General features: G+C 30.5%; 22 protein-coding genes. 20 read left to right on the top strand and 2 right to left on the bottom strand.

The genetic code is table 11. The features are described 5' to 3' along the window. Positions 1 to 96 precede the first annotated feature (96 nt). Together ACFFGA_RS11300 and ACFFGA_RS11295 are read right to left on the bottom strand one after the other, a co-directional pair. Positions 97 to 867, bottom strand: coding sequence for an O-methyltransferase (locus tag ACFFGA_RS11300; protein ID WP_386063979.1), 771 nt, complete (start codon positions 865 to 867; stop codon positions 97 to 99). Between the two features lie 142 nt (positions 868 to 1009). After that, entirely contained in the window at positions 1010 to 2872 is a 1863-nt protein-coding gene (locus ACFFGA_RS11295) for an ABC-F family ATP-binding cassette domain-containing protein (RefSeq protein WP_386063977.1), read from the bottom strand. A gap of 102 nt (positions 2873 to 2974) precedes the next feature. On the opposite strand from ACFFGA_RS11295, the gene ACFFGA_RS11290 reads away from it, so the two are divergent. From ACFFGA_RS11290 to ACFFGA_RS11195, 20 genes are all read left to right on the top strand, one after another. Next, a complete protein-coding gene (locus ACFFGA_RS11290) occupies positions 2975 to 3775 on the top strand; it encodes a polysaccharide biosynthesis/export family protein (RefSeq protein WP_386063974.1) in 801 nt (266 codons plus the stop codon). A 4-nt stretch (positions 3776 to 3779) separates the two neighbouring features. Then, positions 3780 to 6263: a polysaccharide biosynthesis tyrosine autokinase gene (locus ACFFGA_RS11285; RefSeq protein ID WP_386063971.1), complete on the top strand. Its 2484-nt coding sequence runs from the start codon at positions 3780 to 3782 to the stop codon at positions 6261 to 6263. A 19-nt stretch (positions 6264 to 6282) separates the two neighbouring features. Continuing rightward, on the top strand, positions 6283 to 6873 hold the full coding sequence (locus tag ACFFGA_RS11280) for a sugar transferase (RefSeq protein ID WP_386063968.1): 591 nt from the start codon (positions 6283 to 6285) through the stop codon (positions 6871 to 6873). After that, on the top strand, positions 6870 to 8165 hold the full coding sequence (locus tag ACFFGA_RS11275) for a nucleotide sugar dehydrogenase (protein WP_386063966.1): 1296 nt from the start codon (positions 6870 to 6872) through the stop codon (positions 8163 to 8165). Before ACFFGA_RS11280 ends, ACFFGA_RS11275 begins: the two co-directional genes overlap by 4 nt. A gap of 21 nt (positions 8166 to 8186) precedes the next feature. Next, positions 8187 to 9164, top strand: coding sequence for an SDR family oxidoreductase (locus ACFFGA_RS11270; RefSeq protein ID WP_386063963.1), 978 nt, complete (start codon positions 8187 to 8189; stop codon positions 9162 to 9164). 185 nt (positions 9165 to 9349) lie between these two features. Continuing rightward, positions 9350 to 10045, top strand: a complete 696-nt coding sequence (locus tag ACFFGA_RS11265) for a WbqC family protein (protein WP_386063960.1) — start codon at positions 9350 to 9352, stop codon at positions 10043 to 10045. After that, entirely contained in the window at positions 10042 to 10965 is a 924-nt protein-coding gene (locus ACFFGA_RS11260; protein WP_386063957.1) for a glycosyltransferase family 2 protein, read from the top strand. The genes ACFFGA_RS11265 and ACFFGA_RS11260 overlap by 4 nt, the downstream gene beginning before the upstream one ends. Further along, positions 10958 to 11581, top strand: a complete 624-nt coding sequence (locus tag ACFFGA_RS11255) for a class I SAM-dependent methyltransferase (RefSeq protein ID WP_386063954.1) — start codon at positions 10958 to 10960, stop codon at positions 11579 to 11581. The genes ACFFGA_RS11260 and ACFFGA_RS11255 overlap by 8 nt, the downstream gene beginning before the upstream one ends. Positions 11582 to 11584: 3 nt before the next feature. Then, on the top strand, positions 11585 to 12244 hold the full coding sequence (locus tag ACFFGA_RS11250) for an acetyltransferase (protein ID WP_386063951.1): 660 nt from the start codon (positions 11585 to 11587) through the stop codon (positions 12242 to 12244). Beyond that, on the top strand, positions 12244 to 13167 hold the full coding sequence (locus ACFFGA_RS11245; RefSeq protein WP_386063949.1) for a glycoside hydrolase family protein: 924 nt from the start codon (positions 12244 to 12246) through the stop codon (positions 13165 to 13167). Before ACFFGA_RS11250 ends, ACFFGA_RS11245 begins: the two co-directional genes overlap by 1 nt. 5 nt (positions 13168 to 13172) lie before the next feature. Then, positions 13173 to 14717: a hypothetical protein gene (locus ACFFGA_RS11240; RefSeq protein WP_386063946.1), complete on the top strand. Its 1545-nt coding sequence runs from the start codon at positions 13173 to 13175 to the stop codon at positions 14715 to 14717. After that, positions 14714 to 15835 (top strand): dTDP-4-amino-4,6-dideoxygalactose transaminase, encoded by a 1122-nt coding sequence (rffA, locus tag ACFFGA_RS11235; protein WP_386063943.1) that lies wholly within the window; start codon positions 14714 to 14716, stop codon positions 15833 to 15835. The genes ACFFGA_RS11240 and rffA overlap by 4 nt, the downstream gene beginning before the upstream one ends. A 3-nt stretch (positions 15836 to 15838) precedes the next feature. Further along, on the top strand, positions 15839 to 17050 hold the full coding sequence (locus ACFFGA_RS11230) for a hypothetical protein (RefSeq protein ID WP_386063940.1): 1212 nt from the start codon (positions 15839 to 15841) through the stop codon (positions 17048 to 17050). A 111-nt stretch (positions 17051 to 17161) separates the two neighbouring features. After that, complete coding sequence (locus ACFFGA_RS11225) at positions 17162 to 18103, top strand: NAD-dependent epimerase/dehydratase family protein (RefSeq protein WP_386063937.1); 942 nt, start codon at positions 17162 to 17164, stop codon at positions 18101 to 18103. Between the two features lie 60 nt (positions 18104 to 18163). Next, positions 18164 to 19036, top strand: a complete 873-nt coding sequence (locus ACFFGA_RS11220; protein WP_386063934.1) for an ABC transporter permease — start codon at positions 18164 to 18166, stop codon at positions 19034 to 19036. Further along, on the top strand, positions 19036 to 20316 hold the full coding sequence (locus tag ACFFGA_RS11215) for an ABC transporter ATP-binding protein (RefSeq protein WP_386063931.1): 1281 nt from the start codon (positions 19036 to 19038) through the stop codon (positions 20314 to 20316). Before ACFFGA_RS11220 ends, ACFFGA_RS11215 begins: the two co-directional genes overlap by 1 nt. A gap of 20 nt (positions 20317 to 20336) precedes the next feature. After that, on the top strand, positions 20337 to 21125 hold the full coding sequence (locus ACFFGA_RS11210; protein ID WP_386063928.1) for a hypothetical protein: 789 nt from the start codon (positions 20337 to 20339) through the stop codon (positions 21123 to 21125). A 31-nt stretch (positions 21126 to 21156) separates the two neighbouring features. Further along, positions 21157 to 22062 (top strand): class I SAM-dependent methyltransferase, encoded by a 906-nt coding sequence (locus ACFFGA_RS11205; protein WP_386063925.1) that lies wholly within the window; start codon positions 21157 to 21159, stop codon positions 22060 to 22062. A gap of 12 nt (positions 22063 to 22074) precedes the next feature. After that, positions 22075 to 22917 (top strand): glycosyltransferase family 2 protein, encoded by an 843-nt coding sequence (locus ACFFGA_RS11200; RefSeq protein WP_386063922.1) that lies wholly within the window; start codon positions 22075 to 22077, stop codon positions 22915 to 22917. Continuing rightward, a complete protein-coding gene (locus ACFFGA_RS11195) occupies positions 22914 to 24080 on the top strand; it encodes a glycosyltransferase family 4 protein (RefSeq protein ID WP_386063919.1) in 1167 nt (388 codons plus the stop codon). The genes ACFFGA_RS11200 and ACFFGA_RS11195 overlap by 4 nt, the downstream gene beginning before the upstream one ends. The last annotated feature ends 2 nt before the right edge of the window (positions 24081 to 24082 follow it).

Here is a 24082-nt window from a genome sequence, read left to right as displayed (position 1 = left end):
GTTACAATATCAATAAAATAAAAAATAAGAATTGGGTTTCGCCTTTCGACTGTGCTCAAGGTGACATTATAAAGCGGTATTTGTCATTAAAGAATTTTAAATTCTAATTTTAAAATGTTCTTTGACTTGTTCTTTTCTGAAAAATACAAAACCTAAATGAAAACAATCCACAGTTACCATAACATCAGGATGCGTTTTTATGTATTTCCATGCTTCGGTCATGCCTTTAGACCAATAGATGTCGTCAAAAATAAAAACTGAATCGTTGTGAGCCTTTGGTAAAAGCGCATTAAAATATTGAATTGTAGCATCTTTGTTATGATGACCATCAAAATAGACGCAATCAAAATGAGTTTCGTCTAATTTTTGAATTTCTGAAGAAAATGCACCAATTTTAAAATTGATATTGGTTGTAAGTAGATTTTTGAATTGAGATTTTGTGAAATTGGATGTATTGGCACAACCTTCAATGGTAATGATTTCGGTATTTTTATTTGCTAAAGCTAAAGCATATGTTCCCATGCCTAAGGAAGTGCCTAACTCTAGGATTGTTTTGAAATTGAAATATTTTGAAACCCTAAACAATAGCTCAGATTCTTGTTTTGAGCTGCTCGAAGTCTTTATCATATGGCTCACTTTCCGTTTGCTTGAGCCTAAAACTCTAGAGCCTTCGCCTAGGTCGGTAATTTCTAATTCTATTTTTGAATGTCTTAAAACGCTTCTGTAATTATTTAGCTCCGTGTATGCAGGATGTTTTTCTTTGTCATACAAACATTTTGTAACAAAATCATACACAAATGGCGAGTGTACACCGTGTTGGTTGGTGGAGTTTAGGAGGAATTTTATGTAGGATACTAATTGATGCATTTGTTTCTTTCAAAGTTGTTCTCGCAAAGGCGCAGATGCCAAAGTTGTTAAGCGTAAGTTATTCAGTTATTGGGTTATTGTTTTTATTCATAATAATCGACCATCTTTCTTCTTTGCGTCTTCGCGACTTTGCGAGAAACCCTTATTCTTCCAATCGCTCAGCCAACTCAAACCAACGCATTTCCTTTTCTTCAATAGTATCAATGATGCCCTGTAATTCTTCTGACAGTTTATTAATATCGTCTTGGGATAATTCAGGATTGTTGAACTTAGCTTCTAATGCTGTTTTATCTAACTCTAACGATCTAATTTTAGATTCTAAATTTTTATACTCTTTCTGCTCGTTGTATGATAATTTATTAGCTTCATTTTGTTTTATAATCTTAGTATTATCTGTTTTTTCAGTTTGTTCTATTTGTTTTGGTTGGCTGCTGTCATAAGCTCTAAAGTCTGAGTAATTGCCAGGAAAATCATCAACCAAACCATCTCCTCTAAATACAAATAAATGATCTACGATTTTGTCCATAAAGTAACGGTCGTGAGAAACGACCAATAGTACTCCAGGAAAATCCATTAAGAAATCTTCTAACACGTTTAGGGTAACGATGTCCAAATCGTTAGTTGGCTCATCTAAGATTAAAACATTTGGGTTCTGAATTAAAACTGTACATAGATACAAGCGTTTTTGTTCACCACCACTTAATTTTTCAACAAAATCATATTGTTTTTTACGATCGAATAAAAAACGCTCCAGTAATTGTTGCGCGCTTATTTGTCTGCCTTTTGCTAGAGGAATATAATCACCAAACTCCTTAATGACATCAATGACTTTTTGTTCTGGTTTTACTGTAATTCCACCTTGGGTGTAATAACCAATTTTTACGGTTTCTCCAATGACTATTTTACCACCATCTGGTTGTAAACTCTGTGTCAATAAATTTAGAAAAGTGGATTTTCCAGTGCCATTTTTTCCAATGATACCAATACGTTCTCCTTTTTTAAAGGTGTAATCAAATCCATCTAAAATGGTCTTGTCCTTAAAAGATTTTGAAACATTATGGAATTCTATAATTTTACTACCTAAACGTTCCATATTAATTTCAAGTTGTACTTGATGGTCTTTTCGTCTTTGATGCGCTTTTTTCTTTATTTCAAAAAAATCATCAATTCTACTTTTGGATTTAGTGGTTCTAGCTTTTGGTTGACGACGCATCCAATCGAGTTCCTTTTTAAATAGTTGTTTTGCCTTGCCGACTTCGGTAGTTTCGTTTTCAATTCGAGCTTCTTTTTTCTCTAAGTAATAAGAGTAATTGCCTTTGTAGGTGTAGAGTTGTCCTTGGTCTAATTCAATAATCTCATTACATACACGCTCAAGAAAATAACGGTCGTGCGTTACCATAAAAAGGGTTTGCTGTGTTTTTGCAAAATAATCCTCTAGCCATTCAATCATTTCTAAATCGAGATGGTTGGTTGGCTCATCTAAAACCAATATATCTGGTTTACTCAGTAATGCTTGTGCTAGTGCTAAACGCTTTTTTTGCCCTCCAGAAAGTGTGCTCACCTTCATGGTTAAATCATTTAGCTTAAGTTGGGATAAAGTTTGCTGATATTGTGTTTCAAATTCCCAAGCATTGTTTCTGTCCATAGCTTCAAAAGCGAGTTGATAAGCTTCAGTATCTTCAGGATTTTTTAAAGCTTTTTCATAAGCTTCAATTATTTTTAGAATCGGAATGTCTGATGCAAAAATGGTTTCTTCAACTGTAAGCTTGGTGTCTAAATCTGGTTCTTGGTCTAAGAAAGCAAGTTTTAAGCCTTTTCTAACAACTACTTGACCTTCATCTGGAGTGTCTTTTCCAGATAAAATATTTAGAATAGATGTTTTTCCACTTCCGTTTTTGGCAACAAAAGCAATCTTTTGATCTTTATGGATGCTAAAAGATAAATCTTTAAAGAGTACAAGCTCTCCGTAAGACTTGGATATATTTTCTACGTTAAGGTAATTCAAATCAATTTTTTTACAAATAACGTAAATAAACCAAAAAGAAACTCAATTGTTTTGTTATTGCTGTTGATACATTATATTTGTCTGTAAACATATAATTTACCTATGAGAAGCATTAAGCTTTTGATTGTTGTTCTAAGTTGCATCATCGTTTCATCTTGTATTCCGCATAAAGACACTGTTTATTTACAGAACAAAGGAAATGCCACTAATGATACTATTCCATACAATCTATCTGAAGTACAAAAACCTTACAGAGTACAGATTGATGATATTTTGAATATTAGGATTAAGGTTTTAGACCAAAAGAATGTACAGATTTTTAATCCAATTGGAGATGGTAATCTTAATGCTAGTAGTGCTGAGCGTGCTTATTTTGATGGTTTTACAGTAGATGTTCATGGGAATATTCGTATTCCTACTTTAGGAGAGCTTAATGTATTGGGTTATACAACTTTTGAAATTGAGGATAAGATAAAAAAGCAATTGTTAGACGAACAGTTTAAAGAAACTTCAAATATTTTTGTTACTGTAAAACTTGCTGGTCTACGATATACTACAAATGGTGAAATTACTAATCCTGGTACAATAACATTGTTTAAAGAGCGAGTTAATATATTTGAGGCTATTGCAAATGCAGGTGATATACCTGTTACAGGAAATAAGAAGGAGGTGATGATTATTCGTCAATATCCTCAGGGGCAAAAGATACATAGTTTAGATTTGACTGACATTAATGTTATGAAATCTCCGTATTACTATATACAGCCAAATGATATTATTTACGTTAAACCACTTAGGCAAAAATCAATTGGAACTGGAGAAACAGCTGTGTCTAGTTTAAGTACAATTGCTACAGTAGTATCGTTAATTACTTCAGGAATATTAATTTTTTCACGCTTATAATAGAATGGATTATAAAGACTTTGAAGATAGTGAAATAGTTGATTCTCAGCGTGTAGGCTTTGATTTTAAGGGTTTTTTATTTAAAGCCCTTAACCTTTGGAAAATGGTATTGCTTTGTGTGGGTGTAGCATTGGTTATTGCATATTTTATTAATGTAAGAAAACAGAATATTTATAGATTAGATTCGTTGATTACCGTAAATAATGACCAAAATCCTTTTTTTACAGCTAATACAAGTATATCATTTAATTGGGGCGGAGTATCTGGTAAGGTAGGGAGCATTATTACTGAAATCAAAACAAGGACTCATAATGAACTCGTTGTTGACTCATTAGAATACTATAAACAATATCTAAAAGAAGGAAAATACCACCTAGAAGATATTTACAAAGCTGCACCATTTGAAGTTATCACAGATAAATCTAGACCTCAAATGCTTGGTAAGCCTATTGAGGTTAAAATCATTGATAATTCAACTTATGAATTGCATTATGAGTTTGAGACTGAAAGTGTATTGTGTCAAGTATATGAGACAAAAGATAAGTTAAATGTTACAGTTCAAAAAGGAATTTTCTCTCGGAAATTTAATTTTGGACAAACTGTAAACCTTCCTTTTTTTAATGGAATAGTTACCTTAAAGCCAGATGTCAATATATCTAAAGACGATGCTTTTTTTATTAAATATTTGAATTTTGACAGCGTAGTAAATAACTATAAAAATAGTATTAAAATAGAGCCTACATCTAAAGACGCATCTTCTGTGTTAAGCTTGTCTTTAATTGGTAATAATAAATCCAAGATTGTAGATTACCTAAATGCTACCTCTGCGATATTAAGCAGAACAGAGTTAGAGCGTAAAAACCTATATGCTACTAACACAATTAAGTTTATAGATAGTAGTCTTGGTGCTGTGAATTCAGATTTAAAGGCTATCACAGATGAAATGAATGATTTTAGAAAAACTAATAAAGTTTTTAATGTTGAAGAAGAAATTGTTCAAAAATCTGATTTATTAAAAGAATTTGACAAAGAAAAATTAGAGGAGCAGTCTAAACTAAATTACCTAAATAGTTTAGAAAAATATTTAATAAACCAAAATGACTACACTAAGATTTCTGCACCATCTTCAGTAGGTATTGAAGAACAAAATATCTTATCTAGTGTTAGCAAAATAATAAGTTTATCTGTAGAGCGTCGAAATTTAGAATACTCTACAAAAGAAGGGTCTATTCTTTTTGATGAATTAGATAGGCGTATAGAAACAGAAAAAAGTGTTTTACTAGAGGCTATTGGTGTTACTAAGCAAACAATAGGTGTTCAGTTAAATACAATAAATCGTAAAATTGCTAATATCGAAGCGGAACTGTTGGATTTACCTGCCGATCAGCAAGAATACTTAAAAATACAAAGAAAGTTAGATTTAAGCAGAGAGGCTTATAATATTTACCAAGCAAAACGAGGTGAAGCTGCAATAGTAAAAGCAGCAAATGTATCTGATATTAATGTGATAGATGAAGCAAAGGATATTGGTAATGCGCCAATAGGTCCTAAGAAATCGCTTAACTATATGATGGCATTAATGATTGGTTTTTTTACACCAATGTTTTTAATATTTGTCATTTATTTATTAGATAGCACAATTCACGGCTCTGATGAGATTACTAAAATGTCTAAAATCCCTATTTTAGGACTCATTGGTAAATACCGTTACAAAAACAATTTAGTGGCTTACGAAAAGCCTAAGTCTGCTGTTGCGGAATCATTTAGGGCTATTAGGTCTAGTTTGCAATTTATTTTTAAGAATAATCCTCCGACTTCAAGAGCTAATACATTAATGGTAACATCTTCTGTTAGTGGAGAGGGTAAGACATTCACCTCTATTAATATAGCTACTGTTTATGCTATTTCTGGCAAAAAAACTATTTTATTAGGATTAGATTTACGTAAGCCTAAAATATTTGACGATTTTAACATTACTAACGAAAAAGGAATTGTAAATTATTTAATTGATGATAGTAGTTTAGACGAAATAGTTACCCATACTCATATAGAGAATTTAGATGTAATACCTTCAGGTCCTATACCTCCAAACCCATCAGAACTTTTAATGGGTGGGAAATTAAGAGAGCTCATAGAGACGTTTAAACAGAATTATGATATAATTATTTTAGATACGCCTCCATTAGGTTTAGTAACAGATGCTTTAGAATTAACACAATATGCAGACGCAACCATCTTTATGGTGAGATTAGACTATACCAAAAAGGGTATGCTTCAATTGGTAAATGCTAAGCATAGAACAGGTGAGCTAAAGAATATTAGTTTTGTGCTTAATTTCTACAGGCACAAAAATAATCACAATTATGGTTATGGTTATGGCTACGGCTATGGCTACGGTTATGGATATGGTGTTTATGGAAATGCTTACCATGAAAAAGATAATCTATCATTCTTTAGAAAAGTTAAGAACTTGTTTAGGAGACTGTAACTAGAATAAATTTCAAATTTTGATTACTAGAACGCAACTTAGAATTAAACGCATTTTTGATGTTGTTTTAGTATTGGTTTTGCTCCCTATACTGTTAATACCCATATTAATTTTAATTACTATTGCTACTATAGACACAAAAAGATATGGAGTGTTTTCTCAGTGGCGTGTTGGTCAACATGGTAGATTATTTAAAATCTATAAAGTAAGAACATTAAGAGAAGAGCTTCACCAGCTTGGACATCTAGATATGAGTGCTACATATATAGGTAAATATCTAAGGAAGACAAAACTAGATGAGCTGCCACAATTATTTAATGTGCTTATTGGTGATATGAGTTTTGTCGGTCCAAGACCAGATATTCAAGGTTTTGCAGACGAATTAGAAGGGGAGGATAGAATTATTTTAATGGTAAAACCTGGAATAACTGGAGAGGCAACATTAAAATATAAAGATGAAGAGCGTGTATTAGAACGACAAAAAGACCCAGAGCACTACAATAGAACGATTATTTGGGTAGATAAAGTGAAAATAAACAAAAACTACGTACTGAATTATAGTTTTTATTTAGATTTGAGGCTCATTTTAAAATCTACTTTAAACAAATGACACATTCAGAAGACAAAATTGCAATCATAGGATTAGGTTATGTCGGTTTGCCCCTTGCCGTAGAATTTGCAAAAAAATTCTTCGTTGTTGGTTTTGATATCAACAAACAGCGAATCAACGAGTTAAATTCTGGTTTAGATAAAACACTAGAAGTTGAAAATGACAACCTTAAATCTGTTTTAACAACAGATCTAAAAGCAGAAAAAGGGTTATATATCACAGATAGTTTAGAAGCATTATCAGTTGCTAACGTTTATATAATTACTGTACCAACTCCAACAGATGCTTTAAATAAGCCTGTGTTTACACCTTTAATTAAAGCAAGTGAAACTGTAGGTAAAGCCATGGAAAAAGGTGATATTGTAGTATATGAATCTACAGTATATCCAGGTGCTACTGAGGATATTTGTATCCCAGTTGTAGAAAGCACATCTGGCTTAGTATATAATAAAGATTTTTACGCAGGTTATTCACCTGAGCGCATCAATCCAGGAGATAAACATCATACGGTTACAAAAATTTTGAAAGTAACCTCTGGATCAACACCGGAAATTGCAAAAAGAGTAGATGATTTATATAAAACTGTAATTACTGCTGGAACACATTTAGCACCATCAATTAAGGTTGCTGAAGCTGCTAAAGTTATTGAAAATTCTCAACGTGATATCAATATTGCTTTTGTTAATGAATTGTCTAAGATTTTTAGACTTCTTGATATTGATACCAAAGCAGTTTTAGAAGCAGCAGGTACTAAATGGAATTTTTTAAAGTTCTCACCTGGTTTAGTAGGTGGACATTGTATTGGAGTAGATCCTTATTATTTAGCTCAAAAAGCAATAGAGTCTGGCTATAACCCAGAAATTATATTAGCAGGTCGTAAGATGAATGACAGTATGGGAAGTTACGTGGCGACTGAGACTGTTAAAATGATGATTAAAAAAGGAGCAACAATAAAAGGCTCTAATGCACTTGTTTTAGGAATTACTTTCAAGGAAAATTGCCCAGATATTAGAAATTCTAGAGTTATAGATATTATAGAAGAATTACAATCCTATCATGTAAATGTAGATGTATATGATCCATGGGCTTCAGCAGAAGAAGTAAAACATGAATATAACTTGGATTTAAAATCGTCAACATCTGAATTAAAATCAGATTATGATTCCATAATATTAGCTGTATCACATAACGAGTTCTTAGAAATGTCTATAGACAATTTAAAATCTGACAAATGTGTGGTTTTTGACGTAAAATCTTTGTTACCACACGATGCTGTAGATGCTCGCTTGTAAACCAAATCACCCTACTAAATTATGTACTCAAACCCACATCATACCGAAGATTTATCTCAATTAAGTTTTTTAATTACAGGAGGCGGAGGCTTTATTGGCTCTAATCTTGTGGAATACTTACTTAAGTATAATGCTAAAAAAGTAAGAGTTTTAGATAACTTTTCTAACGGTCATCGTAAGAATTTAACCGAGTTTCATGACAATCCAGCTTTTGAGTTAATTGAAGGTGATATTAGAGATTTAGAAACCTGTAAAAAAGCAATGGATGGTATGGATTACGTGTCACATCAAGCGGCTTTAGGTTCTGTACCTCGATCTATTAATGACCCAGCAACAACTAATGAAGTTAATATTTCTGGTTTTTTAAATATGATGATTGCTCTTAAGGACAGTCCATCTGTTAAACGTATGGTTTATGCAGCTTCAAGTTCTACTTATGGAGACAGTAAGTCTTTACCTAAGGTAGAAGATACTATTGGAAAGCCATTATCACCATATGCTGTTACTAAGTATGTGAATGAATTGTATGCAGATGTTTTTGGCACGACATATGACACCGATGTAATAGGTTTAAGATACTTCAATGTTTTTGGTCCTAAGCAAAGTCCTGATGGTGCTTATGCTGCTGTAATTCCATTATTTATGCAAGCTTTAAAAGACAATAAGCCTTCAAAAATAAATGGTGATGGAGAACAGACAAGAGATTTTACATTTATAGATAATGTTGTGCAAGCGAACATAAAGAGTTTCTTTGCATCTAAAGATGCTAAAAATGAAGTCTTTAATGTAGCCTGTGGTGAACGAATTACAGTAAACTATCTATGGGAATCACTTCGAATAGCTGCTAACTCTGATTTGAAAGCCGTTTATGGTCCACCAAGACAAGGTGATGTTAGGGATTCTTTAGCAAATATTTCTAAAGCAGAAAAGCTTTTAGGTTATAAACCGCAATATACAGTTAGAGAAGGATTGAAAATTACCTGGGATTATTTTAATTAATCTTATAATTCTCTTTATAGAGAATAGAAAAACCTGTACTTATACTTTAGTGCAGGTTTTTTTAATATAATTGTTTGTCACAAAAACTATGTAGTAATATTTCGCCAATATTATTTTAAAATTTTCATACTGATATTACTATATTTGAGGTAAGTAAAAATCTTTTAAATTAGGAATTTCATTTCATGAAAATTGCAATATCTCAATCTAATTACATTCCTTGGAAAGGTTATTTTGATAATATTGCTTTAGTTGATGAATTTGTATTGTATGATGATATGCAATACACTAAGCGCGATTGGCGTAATAGAAACAAAATAAAAACACCCCATGGTTTAAAATGGCTAACTATACCAGTAGAAGTAAAAGGTAAATTTTACCAAAATATTAATAAAACTAAGATTAGTGAAGTTAGTTGGTCTATAAAACATTTAAACATCTTAAAGCAGAATTATAAAAAAGCACGATGTTATAATGATGTTATAGATTTTATTGAAAGTATGTATTTATCAGCTACACAAGTAACAATTTCTGAAATTAATCATCATTTTTTAAGTCATATTTGTAATTACCTTGATATCGATACCAAAATATCCTTTTCAAGTGATTATCGCCTATTAGAAGAAGGAAAAACTGAGCGTTTAGTGGATTTGTGTAAGCAGTTAAATGCTACTGAATATTATACTGGTAGCGCGGCTAAAAATTATATGGATGAATCTTTATTTACATCAGAAAATATAGATGTTAAGTATTTTGATTATTCAAATTATGCAGAATATGACCAATTATATGATGATTTTGAACATGCAGTTAGTATATTAGACTTAATTTTCAATGAAGGCCATAATGCAAAATATTATTTAAAACACTGCAAAAAATGAAAATTTCGGTAGTCAGTCCTGTTTATATGGCAGAAAAAATTGTTCCAGAGCTCGTAAAACGAATCACAGCAGAATTGGAACTTATTACCAACGACTTCGAGATTATTTTAGTGGATGATTGTGGACCTGATAACTCATGGCAAAAAATTCAAGAAGAATGTAAAAATAAATCATTTGTTAAGGGTATAAAACTTAGTAGAAATTTCGGACAACATTATGCAATAAGTGCTGGAGTAGCCAATGCAAAAGGAGATGTTATTGTTTTGATGGATTGTGATTTGCAAGATAACCCTAAAGACATTCATCTATTATTACAAAAACACAAGGAAGGTTATGATGTGGTTTTTACTAAAAGAAAAAAACGAAAACATACGTTTGTAAAGAGGGTAAATGCTTATATCTACAATAGGTTATTTACCTTTTTTTCAAAAGGTGATTATGATATAAATTCAGGTTCTTTGGTTTTGTTTACAAAGCGAGTTGGTGAAGAATTTAATAAGTTGCAAGATACAGATAGACTGTATTTACAAATGCTGAAATGGATAGGGTTTAAATCTACGGTTGTTACAGTTGAGCATAATAAAAGATTTGAAGGTAAGTCAAGTTATAGTTTTTTTAAGCTTGTAAAAATTGGAATTCAAGGTTGGACATCGCACTCTGACAAACTGCTTAAGTTAAGTGTTTATTTGGGGTTGGTGTTATCACTTATTTCATTCATAGCAAGTATTTCTATAGTAATAAAATATTTTTTCTATAACCTTCTTCCTGGATGGCCTAGTATAATTGTTACAATTTTATTTTCAACTGGTGTAATCTTAATGAGCATTGGTGTTCTAGGACTTTATGTAGGTAAAATATTTGTTCAATCCAAAAACCGACCTTTATATATCATAGATAAATCAGTAAATATTAATGAATAAGGATATTATAAATAAAGTAGATAAATATTACACTGATAAAATACGTGAATATGGTACTACGAGTAAAGGTGTTGATTGGAATGGTAAAGCTTCTCATTTCTTAAGATTTGATCAATTAAGCAAAGTACTAAAAGAAAAGGAGAACTTTTCTATTATGGATTATGGTTGTGGGTTTGGTTCTTACATTGAGTATTTGATAGATAATAATTATAAGGATTTTGAATATTTTGGTTTTGATATATCTGATGATATGATAAAAGAAGCTAAACAGAAATATAATATGCCTAATATTGAGTTTTTGAATAGTATAGACTCTATTGAAGCGGTTGATTATATTATTGCTAGTGGCATTTTTAATGTTAAGTTAGATACCGATACAAAAGAGTGGGAAGCATATATAGAAAAGACCTTAATGTCAATTAACAATAAAGCTAAAAAAGGGTTCTCGTTTAATATTTTAACATCATATTCAGATGAAGAGTATATGAGGCCTCATCTTTTTTATGCAGATCCAATGTTTTACTTCAAATTGTGCAAAGAGAGGTTTTCAAGAAATGTAGCACTCTTGCATGACTACGATTTATATGAATTTACAATAATTGTTAGAAAAGTGTAATAAATGGCAAAAATCATAATTTTTGGAACTGGTGATATAGCACAAATAGCGAATTATTATTTTGAAAATGATAGCGAATATGAAGTTATAGCTTTTACGGTAGATAGGGATTATATAAATAGCAATTCTTTTGAAGGTAAGCCTTTAGTTGCTTTTGAAGATATAGAAACTTTATATCCTTCTTCCAACTATAAAATGTTCATTGCTTTAAGTTATTCAAAAATGAATAAAATTAGAGAAGCAAAGTACAATGAAGCTAAGTTAAAAGGTTATGAATTAGTGTCTTATGTTAGTTCAAAATGCTCTTATGTGTCTCAGTATGCTCATGGTGATAATTGTTTTATTTTCGAAGACAATACTATTCAACCTTTTGTGAAAATAGGAAATAACGTGACGCTTTGGAGTGGTAACCATATTGGACATCATTCTCAAATTGATGACCACAATTTTGTAAGTTCTCATGTAGTCATATCTGGTCATTGTAGAATAAAATCCAATTGTTTTTTAGGTGTTAATGCTACACTTGCACACAAAATAACTTTAGAGAAAGAGACATTGCTTGGAGCTGGAGCAATTATTTCCAAAAACACTATAGAAAAAGGTGTTTATGTAGCTCCAAGAACCGTGAAAATAGAAAAAAACAGTGACCAAATTAAACTATAATGACTTGGAAAAAATTAAAGCATTTATTTGTAGCTGATAAGCAATATGAGTGGATGTATTCTCATGGATCTAATCCTGTTTTTTCTAATCTAGAAGGTTCTATAAACCGCATATACTTTACATGTAGAGATGCTCTGTCCAGAAGTCATATTGCTTATATTGATGTTGATTTTGATGATGATTTTAAAGTTGTTAATATAGCAAAAGAACCAGTTCTTAAACCAGGTAAACTAGGTATGTTTGATGATTCTGGAGTCGTTATGGGTTGTTTTCAAAATGTAGGTAAGCGTAAATTTCTATATTATTTAGGTTGGAATTTAAAGGTTACTGTACCTTGGCTAAACACAATAGGTTTAGCTATTTTAGACCCAGAAACTGATACTTGGGTAAAAGCAAGTAATGCTCCAATTATGGACAGAAGTCATGAAGATCCTTTTTCTATTTCTTACCCTTCTATATTATTTGAAAATAATGTTTATAGAATGTGGTATGGCTCTAATTTATCATGGGGAGAAAAACAAGAGGATATGAAGCATGTATTTAAATATGCCGAATCTACAGATGGTATCCATTGGGAGAGAACTAATAAAATTGTTGTTGGTTTAGAGCATAAAAATGAATATGCTCTTTCTAAACCATGGGTAATTAAGGATGGTGGCATATACAAAATGTGGTATTCTTTCCGTGCGAATAATAATATTTCTACCTACAGAATAGGTTATGCTGAGTCATCTGATGGCATAAATTGGCAGCGATTAGACAAAACTGTAGGAATCGATGTTTCTAAATCAGGATGGGATTCTCAAATGATAAGTTATCCTTGTGTATTTGATTATAATAATAAACGTTATATGTTATACAATGGTAATGATTATGGGAAAACAGGTTTTGGAATAGCGGTTTTAGAAAACCCAAACGGCTAATCAAGATGTTTGCACGATCTATCTACAGATTAGTTATTGAAAAATCGTACTTTCCAAAGGTAAAATCGGTTACTGATGAACTTAGAAAATCGGGCATTCTTAGAATTATCTTAGGCTTAATAATGTTTGTTAGATTTTTTGAAATCACCTTCGATTACAGCCTGTTTTATGGTTATAATTCATGGTTTTGTGTTGCTAACCTTATTTTAATAATTCTCTTTACTGTTGGTTTTTCAGTTCCGTTAGTAACAGCATTATTGTTGTTTTTTGTAAGGTTTAATGATGCTGTAGCTAATACAAGCACACTTGGTACAACCATTTTAATGCAGACGTTGTTTGTGTTTTTATTGATGAATTCTGGACAATATTTTTCTGTTGATAATATACTATTGAAAAGGCAATATTTTTTATCTAGATTTTTAAGGTTTCAATATAATATCATTGGAAAACATACAACATCATCATTAACATTCGTATACTTTTTTGCTTTTTTTGTATATGGCTTAATTAGTTTTGGTGCATTGCTTATGCATGTACAAGATTATTTTTGGATAAATGGTTTAACAGTAAAAAGTTTGCTATCTAATAGTTATTTGTCTTTATATTATAATGAGTTCAGATGGTTTGAGACCAATTTCCCAAATATTTCAAGTGTATTTAGTATTGTAGTAGGTATACTACAAAGCATCTTTCAGTTTTTTATGATTTTTCTTGTGTTTTCAAAAATTGGAACCTTCTTCGTGAAGTGGTGGGGAATGCAATTCTTTTTAATATCATTATTTGTTATTAACCTTTCCTATTTGCCACATGTTGAAATTATACTTTGGTTATTAATACTTTTCCCATCATTGACAATAAAAAGAAATGTAAATACGAGTAAAATAGCTAAATATGAATATAATAATGCTAAAGAAAATGCTCAGCCAAAATTAAACACAAAACTTTTAAAGACATTTTATTCTTCGTACAGTGTACTGTTAGTAATATTAGTGTTTACATATTTTCCGTTTATTTCAAAATATACATCAAATTTTTTAGGTGATAAGAGTAAATATGTTAGACTTGCTCTCTATAGGTCAGGATTAGAAGTGCCTTCCGTTTTTAATGTAAAAGACTTATCTATGGGAGATCATTGGATGGTCTTATACAGAAAAGAAAAAAATGCCAATGATTGGGAACTTGTGCCAATAACCAGTGAGAGTGGAGAACGGTTAACATATAACGGAAATAATATTTTTATATTTAGCAATCATAATTCTGATTTTCTTTATTTTGGAACTACTTTACTTTACAGAAGAAATGTGCTGTATGTAAAAGACTATAAGACATTTCATGAAGAAGGAGTAGGTTACCATTCTTTAACAAAGCGAATAGCCTATGATTATAAAAAAGAAAGACTAAAAGGTGTTTACCATTATAAGATTACCGTATATAAAAGCGAAAGCTCTAAAGTAACGCACCATATCGAAGATTTCTATAGACACGAAAAGCATGTTGTATATTACAAAGAACTTACTTATGATGGATTAAACTTTATAATAGACAAATGAAAATAGGATTCAATAAACCGTATTTTACTGGTAAAGAAACATTTTATATAGAAGATGCTGTAAAACGGAAAAAGATTTCCGGAAATGGTTATTACACAAAAAAATGCCAAAACTACTTTGAGTCCAATTACGGATTTAAAAAAGCATTGCTCACAACATCTTGTACAGATGCTTTAGAGATGTGTGCTATACTTTGTGAAATTAATAATGGAGATGAAATCATAGTACCTAGTTTTACATTTGTGTCATCTGCTTTAGCTTTTGTGAGGCAAGGGGCCAAAATAGTTTTTGCAGATTCTTACAATGATAATCCTAATATAGATGCAGATAAAATTGAAAGTTTAATAACTCATAAAACTAAAGCAATTGTAGTGGTGCATTATGCTGGTGTAGCTTGTGATATGAAAAAAATTATGGCATTATCAGAAAAGTATAACCTAATAGTTATTGAAGATGCCGCACAAGCCATTTGTTCAAAAAGTAATGGTCAGTACTTGGGGTCTATAGGTCATTTTTCTACATTTTCGTTTCATGAAACAAAAAATATAATATCAGGTGAAGGTGGACTTTTAGTGATAAATGATGATCGTTTTATAGAGCGTTCTGAAATCATTTGGGAAAAAGGGACTAATAGAGCTGCTTTTTTTAGAGGTGAAGTTGATAAGTATGGATGGGTTGATACAGGTTCTTCATTTTTGCCATCAGAAATTATCGCTGCTTTTTTGTGGGCGCAATTAGAGAATATTGTGGATATTCAAAATAAAAGATTAAGTCACTGGCATTATTATCAAAAACATTTACAATTATGGTCAGAAGCTAATAATATTCAGTTAATGCCAATTCCATCAGAAGAAACAAATAATGGACACATGTTTTATATTGTTTGCAAATCTGCAGATCATCGTGGACAAATTATAAATCATCTTCAAAGAAATGATATTTCAGCGGTATTTCATTATATAAGCTTGCACTCTAGTAAATTCTATAATGATAGGCACGATGGTAGAGTACTTAGTAATAGTGATAAATTCACAGATTGCTTATTAAGATTGCCAATGTATTACGAACTGAATCCTTCGCAAGTTGTTGAGGTGCTTACAAAATTTAAAAACCATTAATTAGTGAAACACATATTTAGCAAAACTCTTCTTGTTATTACTATTATATATGCGCTAATTGGTGCTTATTTTATGTTAAACCTCTCTATTGGAAGTGGAGATGAACAATTGTTTATATCTGATTTAAATTTTATAAATAAAGAAGGTTGGATAAAAGCAATTGAAAAAGGTATATCCTTACCACATGCACTGATAGTATATCCATTGAGTAAAATTTTAGAACCTTATATTGCTTTAAGAGTAACAAGTGTGTTTTGTCTTTTACTTCTATATTACTATATCTACCGTAGAAATAAGCCAACGCTTTGGTTTTTTATATATTTCACTTTTTTTATAGGTACAGCCAAGGTCTTTTTTATTGGAACGAATGATGCCTTTTTTATTATGGCTTTAGTCATATTTTTAAATGAAATTCATAAAGTAATTATTGGAAAAGAATGGAAGCCATCTCTAGCATTAATAGCACTTGTTATTGCTATTTTTACACGAGAACTAATAGTTATATATATGCCTATTTTACTATTAGGTATGTTTATTGCATTGAAAACTAAAAAAATAATATCAAAACAAATAATTGCTCCAAGTATTGTTTTGGTGATGTGTTTGATTGTAAACATCCCTGCTTTTATGTTAAATGGTAAACCATCTTATGATGCCAAAAAACCACCAGAGAATGTAAATGTCAATTGGACACAGAGGCAATATTTAGCCCAATTACTGGTTAACGAAGGCAAATTACCCAACTATCAACATCCTTCTTTTGTTGAAACTCAAAATTATATTAATGAAAATGGTGAGGATGCCTTGCCAAAATCGTTATTGCAAAGTCTCTTTTTTAATCCTCAATTAACCATATTGGAGTTTTATAAAGATTTTTGGAGTATTATTTATTTTGGCTCGAGACAATTAAGTTTAATTTTATTAATTGTAATTGGTTGTTTCTTTATAAATATTAAGAAACTTTCGTTGTTAAATGTCAAAAATTATATACCATTTTCATTGGTGGCGCTTACTTCTATATTTGCATTACTAATAATATCTTATGTAGAGTTGCGTTGGTTGGTTCCCATTTTTATAATGGCAATCATTTATTATGCCTATCTAGAAAAAGTGGGCGATATTACCAAAAAGTTGTCTGTTGCTAATTTAGCCCTAATGTTAATATTAATTGTTTATGGTGTGTATAGAATTGTTCCAGAATTGATTATGATATAAATAAGAAATGTTTTTTGTTTGTTTAACAACAATTACTACATTTATATCTAATTTTAAAAGTCTATTATATTCCCTAAGTATATAAGTCTTTAATAAAAAGTTTTTCTATTAATGACAAATATTTTAATTACGGGAGGGGCAGGACAGCTGGGTAGCTCCTTGGCAACAAAATTAGCTTTAATTGATAACGTTACAATAGTTATTATAGACAATCTCTCAACAGGAGATATTTCTAAAGTCCCTAAACGTAAAAATGTAAAATTTATTAGAGCTAATGTTAATGACTACAATGACATAATCTCTATTTTTGCTACTTTTAAATTTGAATATGTATTTCATTATGCAGCCGTTGTTGGTGTTGAGCGAACACTTAGTAACCCTATAAATGTACTTAACGATATTGATGGTATTAAAAATATATTGTCTTTATCTAAAAACTCAGGTGTAAAAAGAGTTTTTTATTCAAGTTCATCTGAGGTTTATGGAGAACCGTTTGAAATTCCACAAAATGAAAAAACAACTCCTCTAAACTCAAGGTTACCGTATGCCATAGTTAAAAATGTTGGCGAAGCATTTTTTAAAGCTTACCAAAGAGAATATAACTTAGATTATACTATTTTTCGTTTTTTTAATACTTACGGTCCAATGCAAAGTAATGACTTTGTGATGCCAAGATTCATGAGATTGGCCTTAAACAATCAACCAATTCCTATTTATGGTAATGGTAGCCAAACCAGATCATTCTGTTATATTGATGATAATGTAGATACATGTATAAAAGCGTTGTATGACAACAAATATGTCAATGATGTACTCAATATTGGTAATGACATAGAGATTAGTATATTAGAATTAGCAGAGAAAGTCATAGAGATTACAAATTCTAAATCTGAAATTATTTTCCTACCGTCTTTAAAGGAAGGTGATATGAATAGAAGGTGTCCGGATATTTTTAAAATGAAAGAGTTATTAGGTAGAGATTTAATTTCATTAGAAGAAGGTATAATTAAAATGAAAAATCATTATAGCAGATACTCAATAGAAAAAGCATAGTATTATCCTTACTTACCTCTTTTTCATTTCTTATATTAGCCATTATAAAACACATTGTAATTGAAAACTGCTGAAGAGCGCTGGTTATACATTATTTCCTCTAAGAAAAGCCTAATAGATTTTAATTTTAGAGAGATTTGGCGATATAAGGATTTGTTGTTTTTGTTTGTAAAAAGAGATATTATAACACTCTATAAACAAACTATACTTGGACCACTTTGGTATTTAATACAACCATTATTTACATCTTTAATTTTTACTTTAATTTTTAATAATTTAGCCGATATACCCGTTAATGAGGGAGTTCCTAACTTTTTATTCAATTTGGCAGGTATCACATCTTGGAATTATTTTAAAGAGTGTTTAGTAGGTACTAGTGATACGTTTAAAAAGAATGAAAATATTTTTGGTAAAGTCTATTTTCCTAGGGTAATTATGCCAATGTCTATTGTTATTTCAAACTTATTAAAGTTTGGTATCCAACTTTTGGTTTTTGCAGGTTTCTATTTGTATTATATATATATTGCCCAACCAAGTTATAATATATTTCCTCAGGTTAATTTATTGTTCTTTCCGGTATTAATATTTTTAATGGCCTTATTGGGTTTAGGATTTGGAATGATTATATCTTCAATGACTACAAAATATAGAGACTTATCATTTTTAGTTCAATTTGGTGTACAATTACTAATGTATGGATCGGCTGTAATGTACCCAATGTCTTATTTTAAGGAAAAATTACCACAATATTATTGGTTAATCGAGTGGAATCCTATAGCGATTATTGTAGAATCATTTAGAACTATGATATTTGGTGCTGGAGAATTGGAGGTAAATAAGATAATTTACGCTATAATATGTAGTATTGTCGTTTTCCTAATTGGATTGATTATATTTAATAAAACAGAAAAAAGCTTTATTGACACTATATAATGAGCTCGGATATAATTTTAAAAGTAGAGGGTGTAGGAAAGCAATATCGATTAGGTCTTGTGGGTACAGGAACATTAAGTCATGATTTAAATCGATGGTGGAATAAAACCATAGGTAAAGAAGATCCTTATTTGCAAGTTGGAGAATCTAATGATAGAAGTAAAAAAGGAAAATCAGATTATGTTTGGGCAATTCAGAATATTAATTTCGAAGTTAAACGTGGTGAAGTACTTGGAATTATAGGAAAGAATGGAGCAGGAAAATCAACATTGTTAAAAATATTGTCTAGAGTTACAAGCCCTACAACAGGACAAATAAAAACAAAAGGCAGGATAGCGTCTTTATTAGAGGTCGGTACAGGGTTCCATCCCGAAATGACAGGGAGAGAAAATATATATCTTAATGGTGCTATTCTTGGCATGACCAAAAAAGAGATAAATAGTAAAATTGAAGAAATAGTTGATTTTTCAGGGTGTTTAAGATACATAGATACACCTGTAAAACGTTATAGTTCAGGAATGAAAGTGCGTTTAGCTTTTGCTGTAGCTGCACATTTAGAACCCGATATTTTAGTTGTGGATGAAGTATTGGCAGTTGGTGATGCAGAATTTCAGAAAAAGGCCATTGGAAAGATGCAAGACATTTCTGGCTCGGACGGGAGAACAGTTTTATTTGTAAGCCATAATATGGCAGCCGTAAAAAATTTGTGTACTAAAGGTATTGTTTTAGAGGATGGCTTATCAATTTTTGAAGGGACTTCAGAAGAAGCTGTACATTTTTATCTTAATCGGCAAAGTAACCTTAATACTCAAAATTTATTAGAAAGAACCGACAGAAAAGGTTCTGGTGAAATAAGGTTTTCTAAAGTTGAGTTATTAAACGATAACAATATCTCTGTAATAGAACTGTTATCTGGTGAATATGCTAAGTTCAGGTTACATATGGTTTTTAACAAAGAGATGAACTATAAAGATTTGGTTTTTGGATTGGTTATATACGATCAAAATGAAATTAAGATAGCCGATTTTTATTCTGATGAAATGGGTGTAATCTTTAATCATCTAGACTCTTATGTAGATTTAGAAATACCAAGATTGATGTTAAGGGGTGGAAATTATTATATCTCTATTGTAGTACAAACTGCAATTAGAGTAGTGCAGCAATTAGATGTAATGCATCGTGTGTTTAACTTTAAGGTGTTCTCTGGTGATTATTGGGAAGCAGGCAAAGTAAATAGGGCTACAAATGTAGCCTTGCTCGAAGGGAAGTTTAAAAATTAAAGTACTCAAAAAAACCAAAAATGATTAAAAGGATAAAATGGGGTTTGTTCAAATTGGTAAAAAACCCATATAAACTCTATAAGAAGAACTCAGAGTTAAAGCAAACCTTTTCTAAGTACAAACAAGCAATTATATTTGGATCAGCCGATTCTATAAATAAGTTAGATGTTACTCAGTTTTCTAAAGATTTGGTGGTTACAGTAGGTAATTTTTATGAACATCCTAAAATTGATGAGATTGATCCCAAGATACATATTTTTGCTGCTTCACATCCACCAATAACGACGCAAGTGTTACAGAATTGGTGGGCAAGATGTAATAATGTTCTTCCAAAATCAACTTTATTGCTTATAGAAAAGCGAGATAAAATTGTTGCGGAACAAGTTTTTACAAATAGAAAAATATATTACTATTCCTATGGAGGAAGTTTACCAGCAGATTTCACTAAACCAATTATGTCGCCTTGGAGTGTTACTATTGTAGCTTTGCAATTAATGGTTTATTGCAAAATTTCTAGAATTGGTTTGTTAGGCGTTAATCACGAATGGCAATGTATCAACGATTATAAACATTTTTACGATCACAATAAACCATCGCTAGAATATTATTTACATGAAGCGGGAATTGAAATAAGTTACGAAAAGCAAAAAGCGCCATTGCCAAAAGATCGATTGTATAAAGAATATGAATTGTATCAGCAATATGAAGCAATTAAGCAAAATGCTGAAGAAATAAATATTGAAATCTATAACGCAGATCCGTACTCTAGTTTTGATGTTTTTAAAAAGGAACCAATCAAACAAGCCTAACGTTTATAATGTTATGTAAACAAAATATTAAATGAACGTTTTAAAGAAGATAATAAACAAACTACCCTATGTAAGGGGATTATACAGACAATCTCAATTATATAGAGACAATGCATATTTTCCTCCGGGTCATTTTTATTCTGTTATACCTAATATAGATGAAATTAAAAAAGACGAAGCCAAGATATGGAAAGGTTTAGATGTAGATAGTATAGAAGGCGTTGATTTGAATACCAATATTCAGTTAGAACTGACTAAAAAAATTTCAGAATTTTATGATGAACTTCCTTTTACAGAAGAACCCTCAGAAGTTCTAAGGTACAATTTCAACAATCCATACTATTTACATACAGATGGAATAGTGTTATACGGAATGATGAGATTTATAAAACCAAAACATATTATAGAAGTCGGTTCAGGTTACTCATCCGCACTTATGCTAGATGTCAATGATAAATTTTTTAATAATAGTATAAAATTTACATTTATTGAGCCTTATCCCAATCGTTTAAACTCTATTTTAAAACCTACTGATAAAAATACAGTTGCGATTATAGAAAACAGAGTTCAGGATATAAGTTTAGAGCATTTTATAAGCTTAAAGGCCAATGATGTTTTATTTATAGATAGTACTCATGTTTCAAAATGTGGCAGTGATGTTAATTATATTTTATTCGAAATTCTCCCAGTTTTAAATAAAGGGGTCTATATTCATTTTCACGATGTGTTTTTTCCTTTTGAATATCCCAAGGAATGGGTGTTTAAGGGATACAACTGGAATGAGAATTATATGTTAAGAGCATTTTTAATGCATAATAAAAATTATGAAATTAAACATTTTGCCCATTACTTGCATACACATCATAAAGATGTATATAGAGATATGCCTTTAGCCTATAAAAATACTGGTGGTAACTTATGGTTAATGAAAATATAAAAACAGCCTAAAATGTCCTTTCAACTATCAATAATTACTATCAATTACAATAATGCTTTTGGACTAAAGAAGACCATGGAAAGCGTTGCTGTACAAACATGGAAAAGTTTTGAGCATATTGTTGTAGATGGTAATTCTACAGATGAAAGTGTAAATATTATAAAATCCTTTGATTACAAAAACCTCAATTGGGTTAGTGAGCCAGATACAGGTATCTATAATGCAATGAATAAGGGCATTGATAAAGCATCTGGAAAATACTTGTTGTTCTTAAATAGTGGTGATGTATTAGAGAGCACAAATGTTCTTGCAAAAGTACATGGGTATTTTGAAAAGAATTATTCAGTTCTGTCTGGTAATATTATATTTAATGAAGAGCGAGGTGCAAGGTTAAGAGTACACCCAGAAAAAATGACTTTCTCATATTTGGTAGGTAATGCTATTTCTCATCCTTCTACATTTATAAAAAGGGAGTTGTTTGAAAAATATGGAAAATATGATGAGGATTTTAAAATAGTTTCAGATTGGGCTTTCTTTATAAAAGTGTTAGGTTTGAGCAATGAGACTTATATGATGTTGCCAGAAACAATCACGATTTTTGATGTAGAAGGTGTATCTACCCAACAAGAAAATTTAAAAAATATTTATAAGGAAAGAAATGAAGTATTAAAAAAATATTTCCCTAGAATATATAATAATAAGAATGACACTTATATCTTTAGCAAGTTCATTAGTAATCATAAGCGCTTAAAAAATCTAATGCTTATTGAAGAATTTCCTTTCTTTAGAAAAGTAACGACAATAATTTTGACAACCATTGGGTTTATTCTTAAACCATTTAAATCATCTAAATGAAATATAAAGTTTCCATAATAGGTCCAATTGGAGATATTGGTGGTAGGGAACTAGAATCTGGTTTTATTAGTAAAACTTTACAAGAAAATGATTATGATATTAAGGTTGTTTCTACAATAAACTATACTGCCGATTCTCAAATATTTGATTTTGTAGATCAGACAAATGTTCAAAATATCAATAAAATAATTTGTGATAAAAACCTTTGGTTTAGGTTTTTAGCTTATTTGGGTTATCTTAAAAGTAATAGAAAGAAGCCCTTAAGTTATTACGTTTCTAATGCTATTTCAAAAAAAACATGGCTTAAGAATTTTACAGTAAAAATTATAAAGAAAATTGTTGAACAAAGTGATATAATAATCTTATGTGTCCAAATAAGTAGTGTCTATGTAAAAGAGATAGTAGAATATGCACATATAAAAAAAAAGCCAGTAGTTATAAGAACATCTGCAACTATAAATGAAGCAGATAGGAGCCATAAGGAGTGGTTAGAAAAAGTGACTTTATTTATACATCATTCAGAGTCTAATGCTTCTAGATTATCTTTTCTAAATAAACATAACTATAAAATAATTGACCAATGTACATACAAAGAAAATGAGCTCTTAAAGTTAAACCCAAGTACCACGTTCAATAATTTCCTTTATATAGGTCGACTTTCATCAGAGAAAGGGATTATTGAATTCGTAAATATGTTTAAAAACTTAAATGAGAATATTCATCTTAAAATTATTGGTGATGGTGAGTTGGCAAATGTTGTTTGTCAAAATATTAAAGATTTAAAAAATATTGAGTTTCTAGGTTATTTGAGTCAACAAAAAATAATTAAGCATATAGAACAATCTGATACTATTGTAATATCCTCGTATGAAGAATCTGGACCGCTTGTAGGTGTGGAAGCAATGGCAGCAGCTCGATTGATTATATCTACAAAGGTTGGTGCTATGCCACAACGCCTTAATGGTTTGTCCAACCAATTTTGGTTTAATATTAAGGAGCAAGACAGTTTGGCATTGGTTGTTAATAAATTAAAGGCTTTAAGCTCTCAAGAAATTAAAGCCATTGCTAATGAAAATAGAAAACATTATTTAGCTAATTATAGGGAAAACACTTTAGGAAATCTTTATAAAAACGCTATTTTTAACCTTGTTAAAAACCAATAGAT

It is taken from the genome of Winogradskyella pulchriflava (assembly GCF_042434315.1).
Taxonomy (GTDB): domain Bacteria; phylum Bacteroidota; class Bacteroidia; order Flavobacteriales; family Flavobacteriaceae; genus Winogradskyella; species Winogradskyella pulchriflava.
Note: the sequence above shows the minus strand (reverse complement) of the source record. Positions and strands in the feature narration are given on the sequence as shown.

Bases quoted from the DNA above. Each gene is read 5' to 3' on its own strand.
- ACFFGA_RS11300 (WP_386063979.1), bottom strand. From the start codon at position 867: ATGCATCAATTAGTATCCTACATAAAATTCCTCCTAAACTCCACCAAC.
- ACFFGA_RS11290 (WP_386063974.1), top strand. From the start codon at position 2,975: ATGAGAAGCATTAAGCTTTTGATTGTTGTTCTAAGTTGCATCATCGTT.
- ACFFGA_RS11285 (WP_386063971.1), top strand. From the start codon at position 3,780: ATGGATTATAAAGACTTTGAAGATAGTGAAATAGTTGATTCTCAGCGT.
- ACFFGA_RS11275 (WP_386063966.1), top strand. From the start codon at position 6,870: ATGACACATTCAGAAGACAAAATTGCAATCATAGGATTAGGTTATGTC.
- ACFFGA_RS11270 (WP_386063963.1), top strand. From the start codon at position 8,187: ATGTACTCAAACCCACATCATACCGAAGATTTATCTCAATTAAGTTTT.
- ACFFGA_RS11265 (WP_386063960.1), top strand. From the start codon at position 9,350: ATGAAAATTGCAATATCTCAATCTAATTACATTCCTTGGAAAGGTTAT.
- ACFFGA_RS11260 (WP_386063957.1), top strand. From the start codon at position 10,042: ATGAAAATTTCGGTAGTCAGTCCTGTTTATATGGCAGAAAAAATTGTT.
- ACFFGA_RS11255 (WP_386063954.1), top strand. From the start codon at position 10,958: ATGAATAAGGATATTATAAATAAAGTAGATAAATATTACACTGATAAA.
- ACFFGA_RS11250 (WP_386063951.1), top strand. From the start codon at position 11,585: ATGGCAAAAATCATAATTTTTGGAACTGGTGATATAGCACAAATAGCG.
- ACFFGA_RS11245 (WP_386063949.1), top strand. From the start codon at position 12,244: ATGACTTGGAAAAAATTAAAGCATTTATTTGTAGCTGATAAGCAATAT.
- ACFFGA_RS11240 (WP_386063946.1), top strand. From the start codon at position 13,173: ATGTTTGCACGATCTATCTACAGATTAGTTATTGAAAAATCGTACTTT.
- rffA (WP_386063943.1), top strand. From the start codon at position 14,714: ATGAAAATAGGATTCAATAAACCGTATTTTACTGGTAAAGAAACATTT.
- ACFFGA_RS11225 (WP_386063937.1), top strand. From the start codon at position 17,162: ATGACAAATATTTTAATTACGGGAGGGGCAGGACAGCTGGGTAGCTCC.
- ACFFGA_RS11215 (WP_386063931.1), top strand. From the start codon at position 19,036: ATGAGCTCGGATATAATTTTAAAAGTAGAGGGTGTAGGAAAGCAATAT.
- ACFFGA_RS11210 (WP_386063928.1), top strand. From the start codon at position 20,337: ATGATTAAAAGGATAAAATGGGGTTTGTTCAAATTGGTAAAAAACCCA.
- ACFFGA_RS11205 (WP_386063925.1), top strand. From the start codon at position 21,157: ATGAACGTTTTAAAGAAGATAATAAACAAACTACCCTATGTAAGGGGA.
- ACFFGA_RS11200 (WP_386063922.1), top strand. From the start codon at position 22,075: ATGTCCTTTCAACTATCAATAATTACTATCAATTACAATAATGCTTTT.
- ACFFGA_RS11195 (WP_386063919.1), top strand. From the start codon at position 22,914: ATGAAATATAAAGTTTCCATAATAGGTCCAATTGGAGATATTGGTGGT.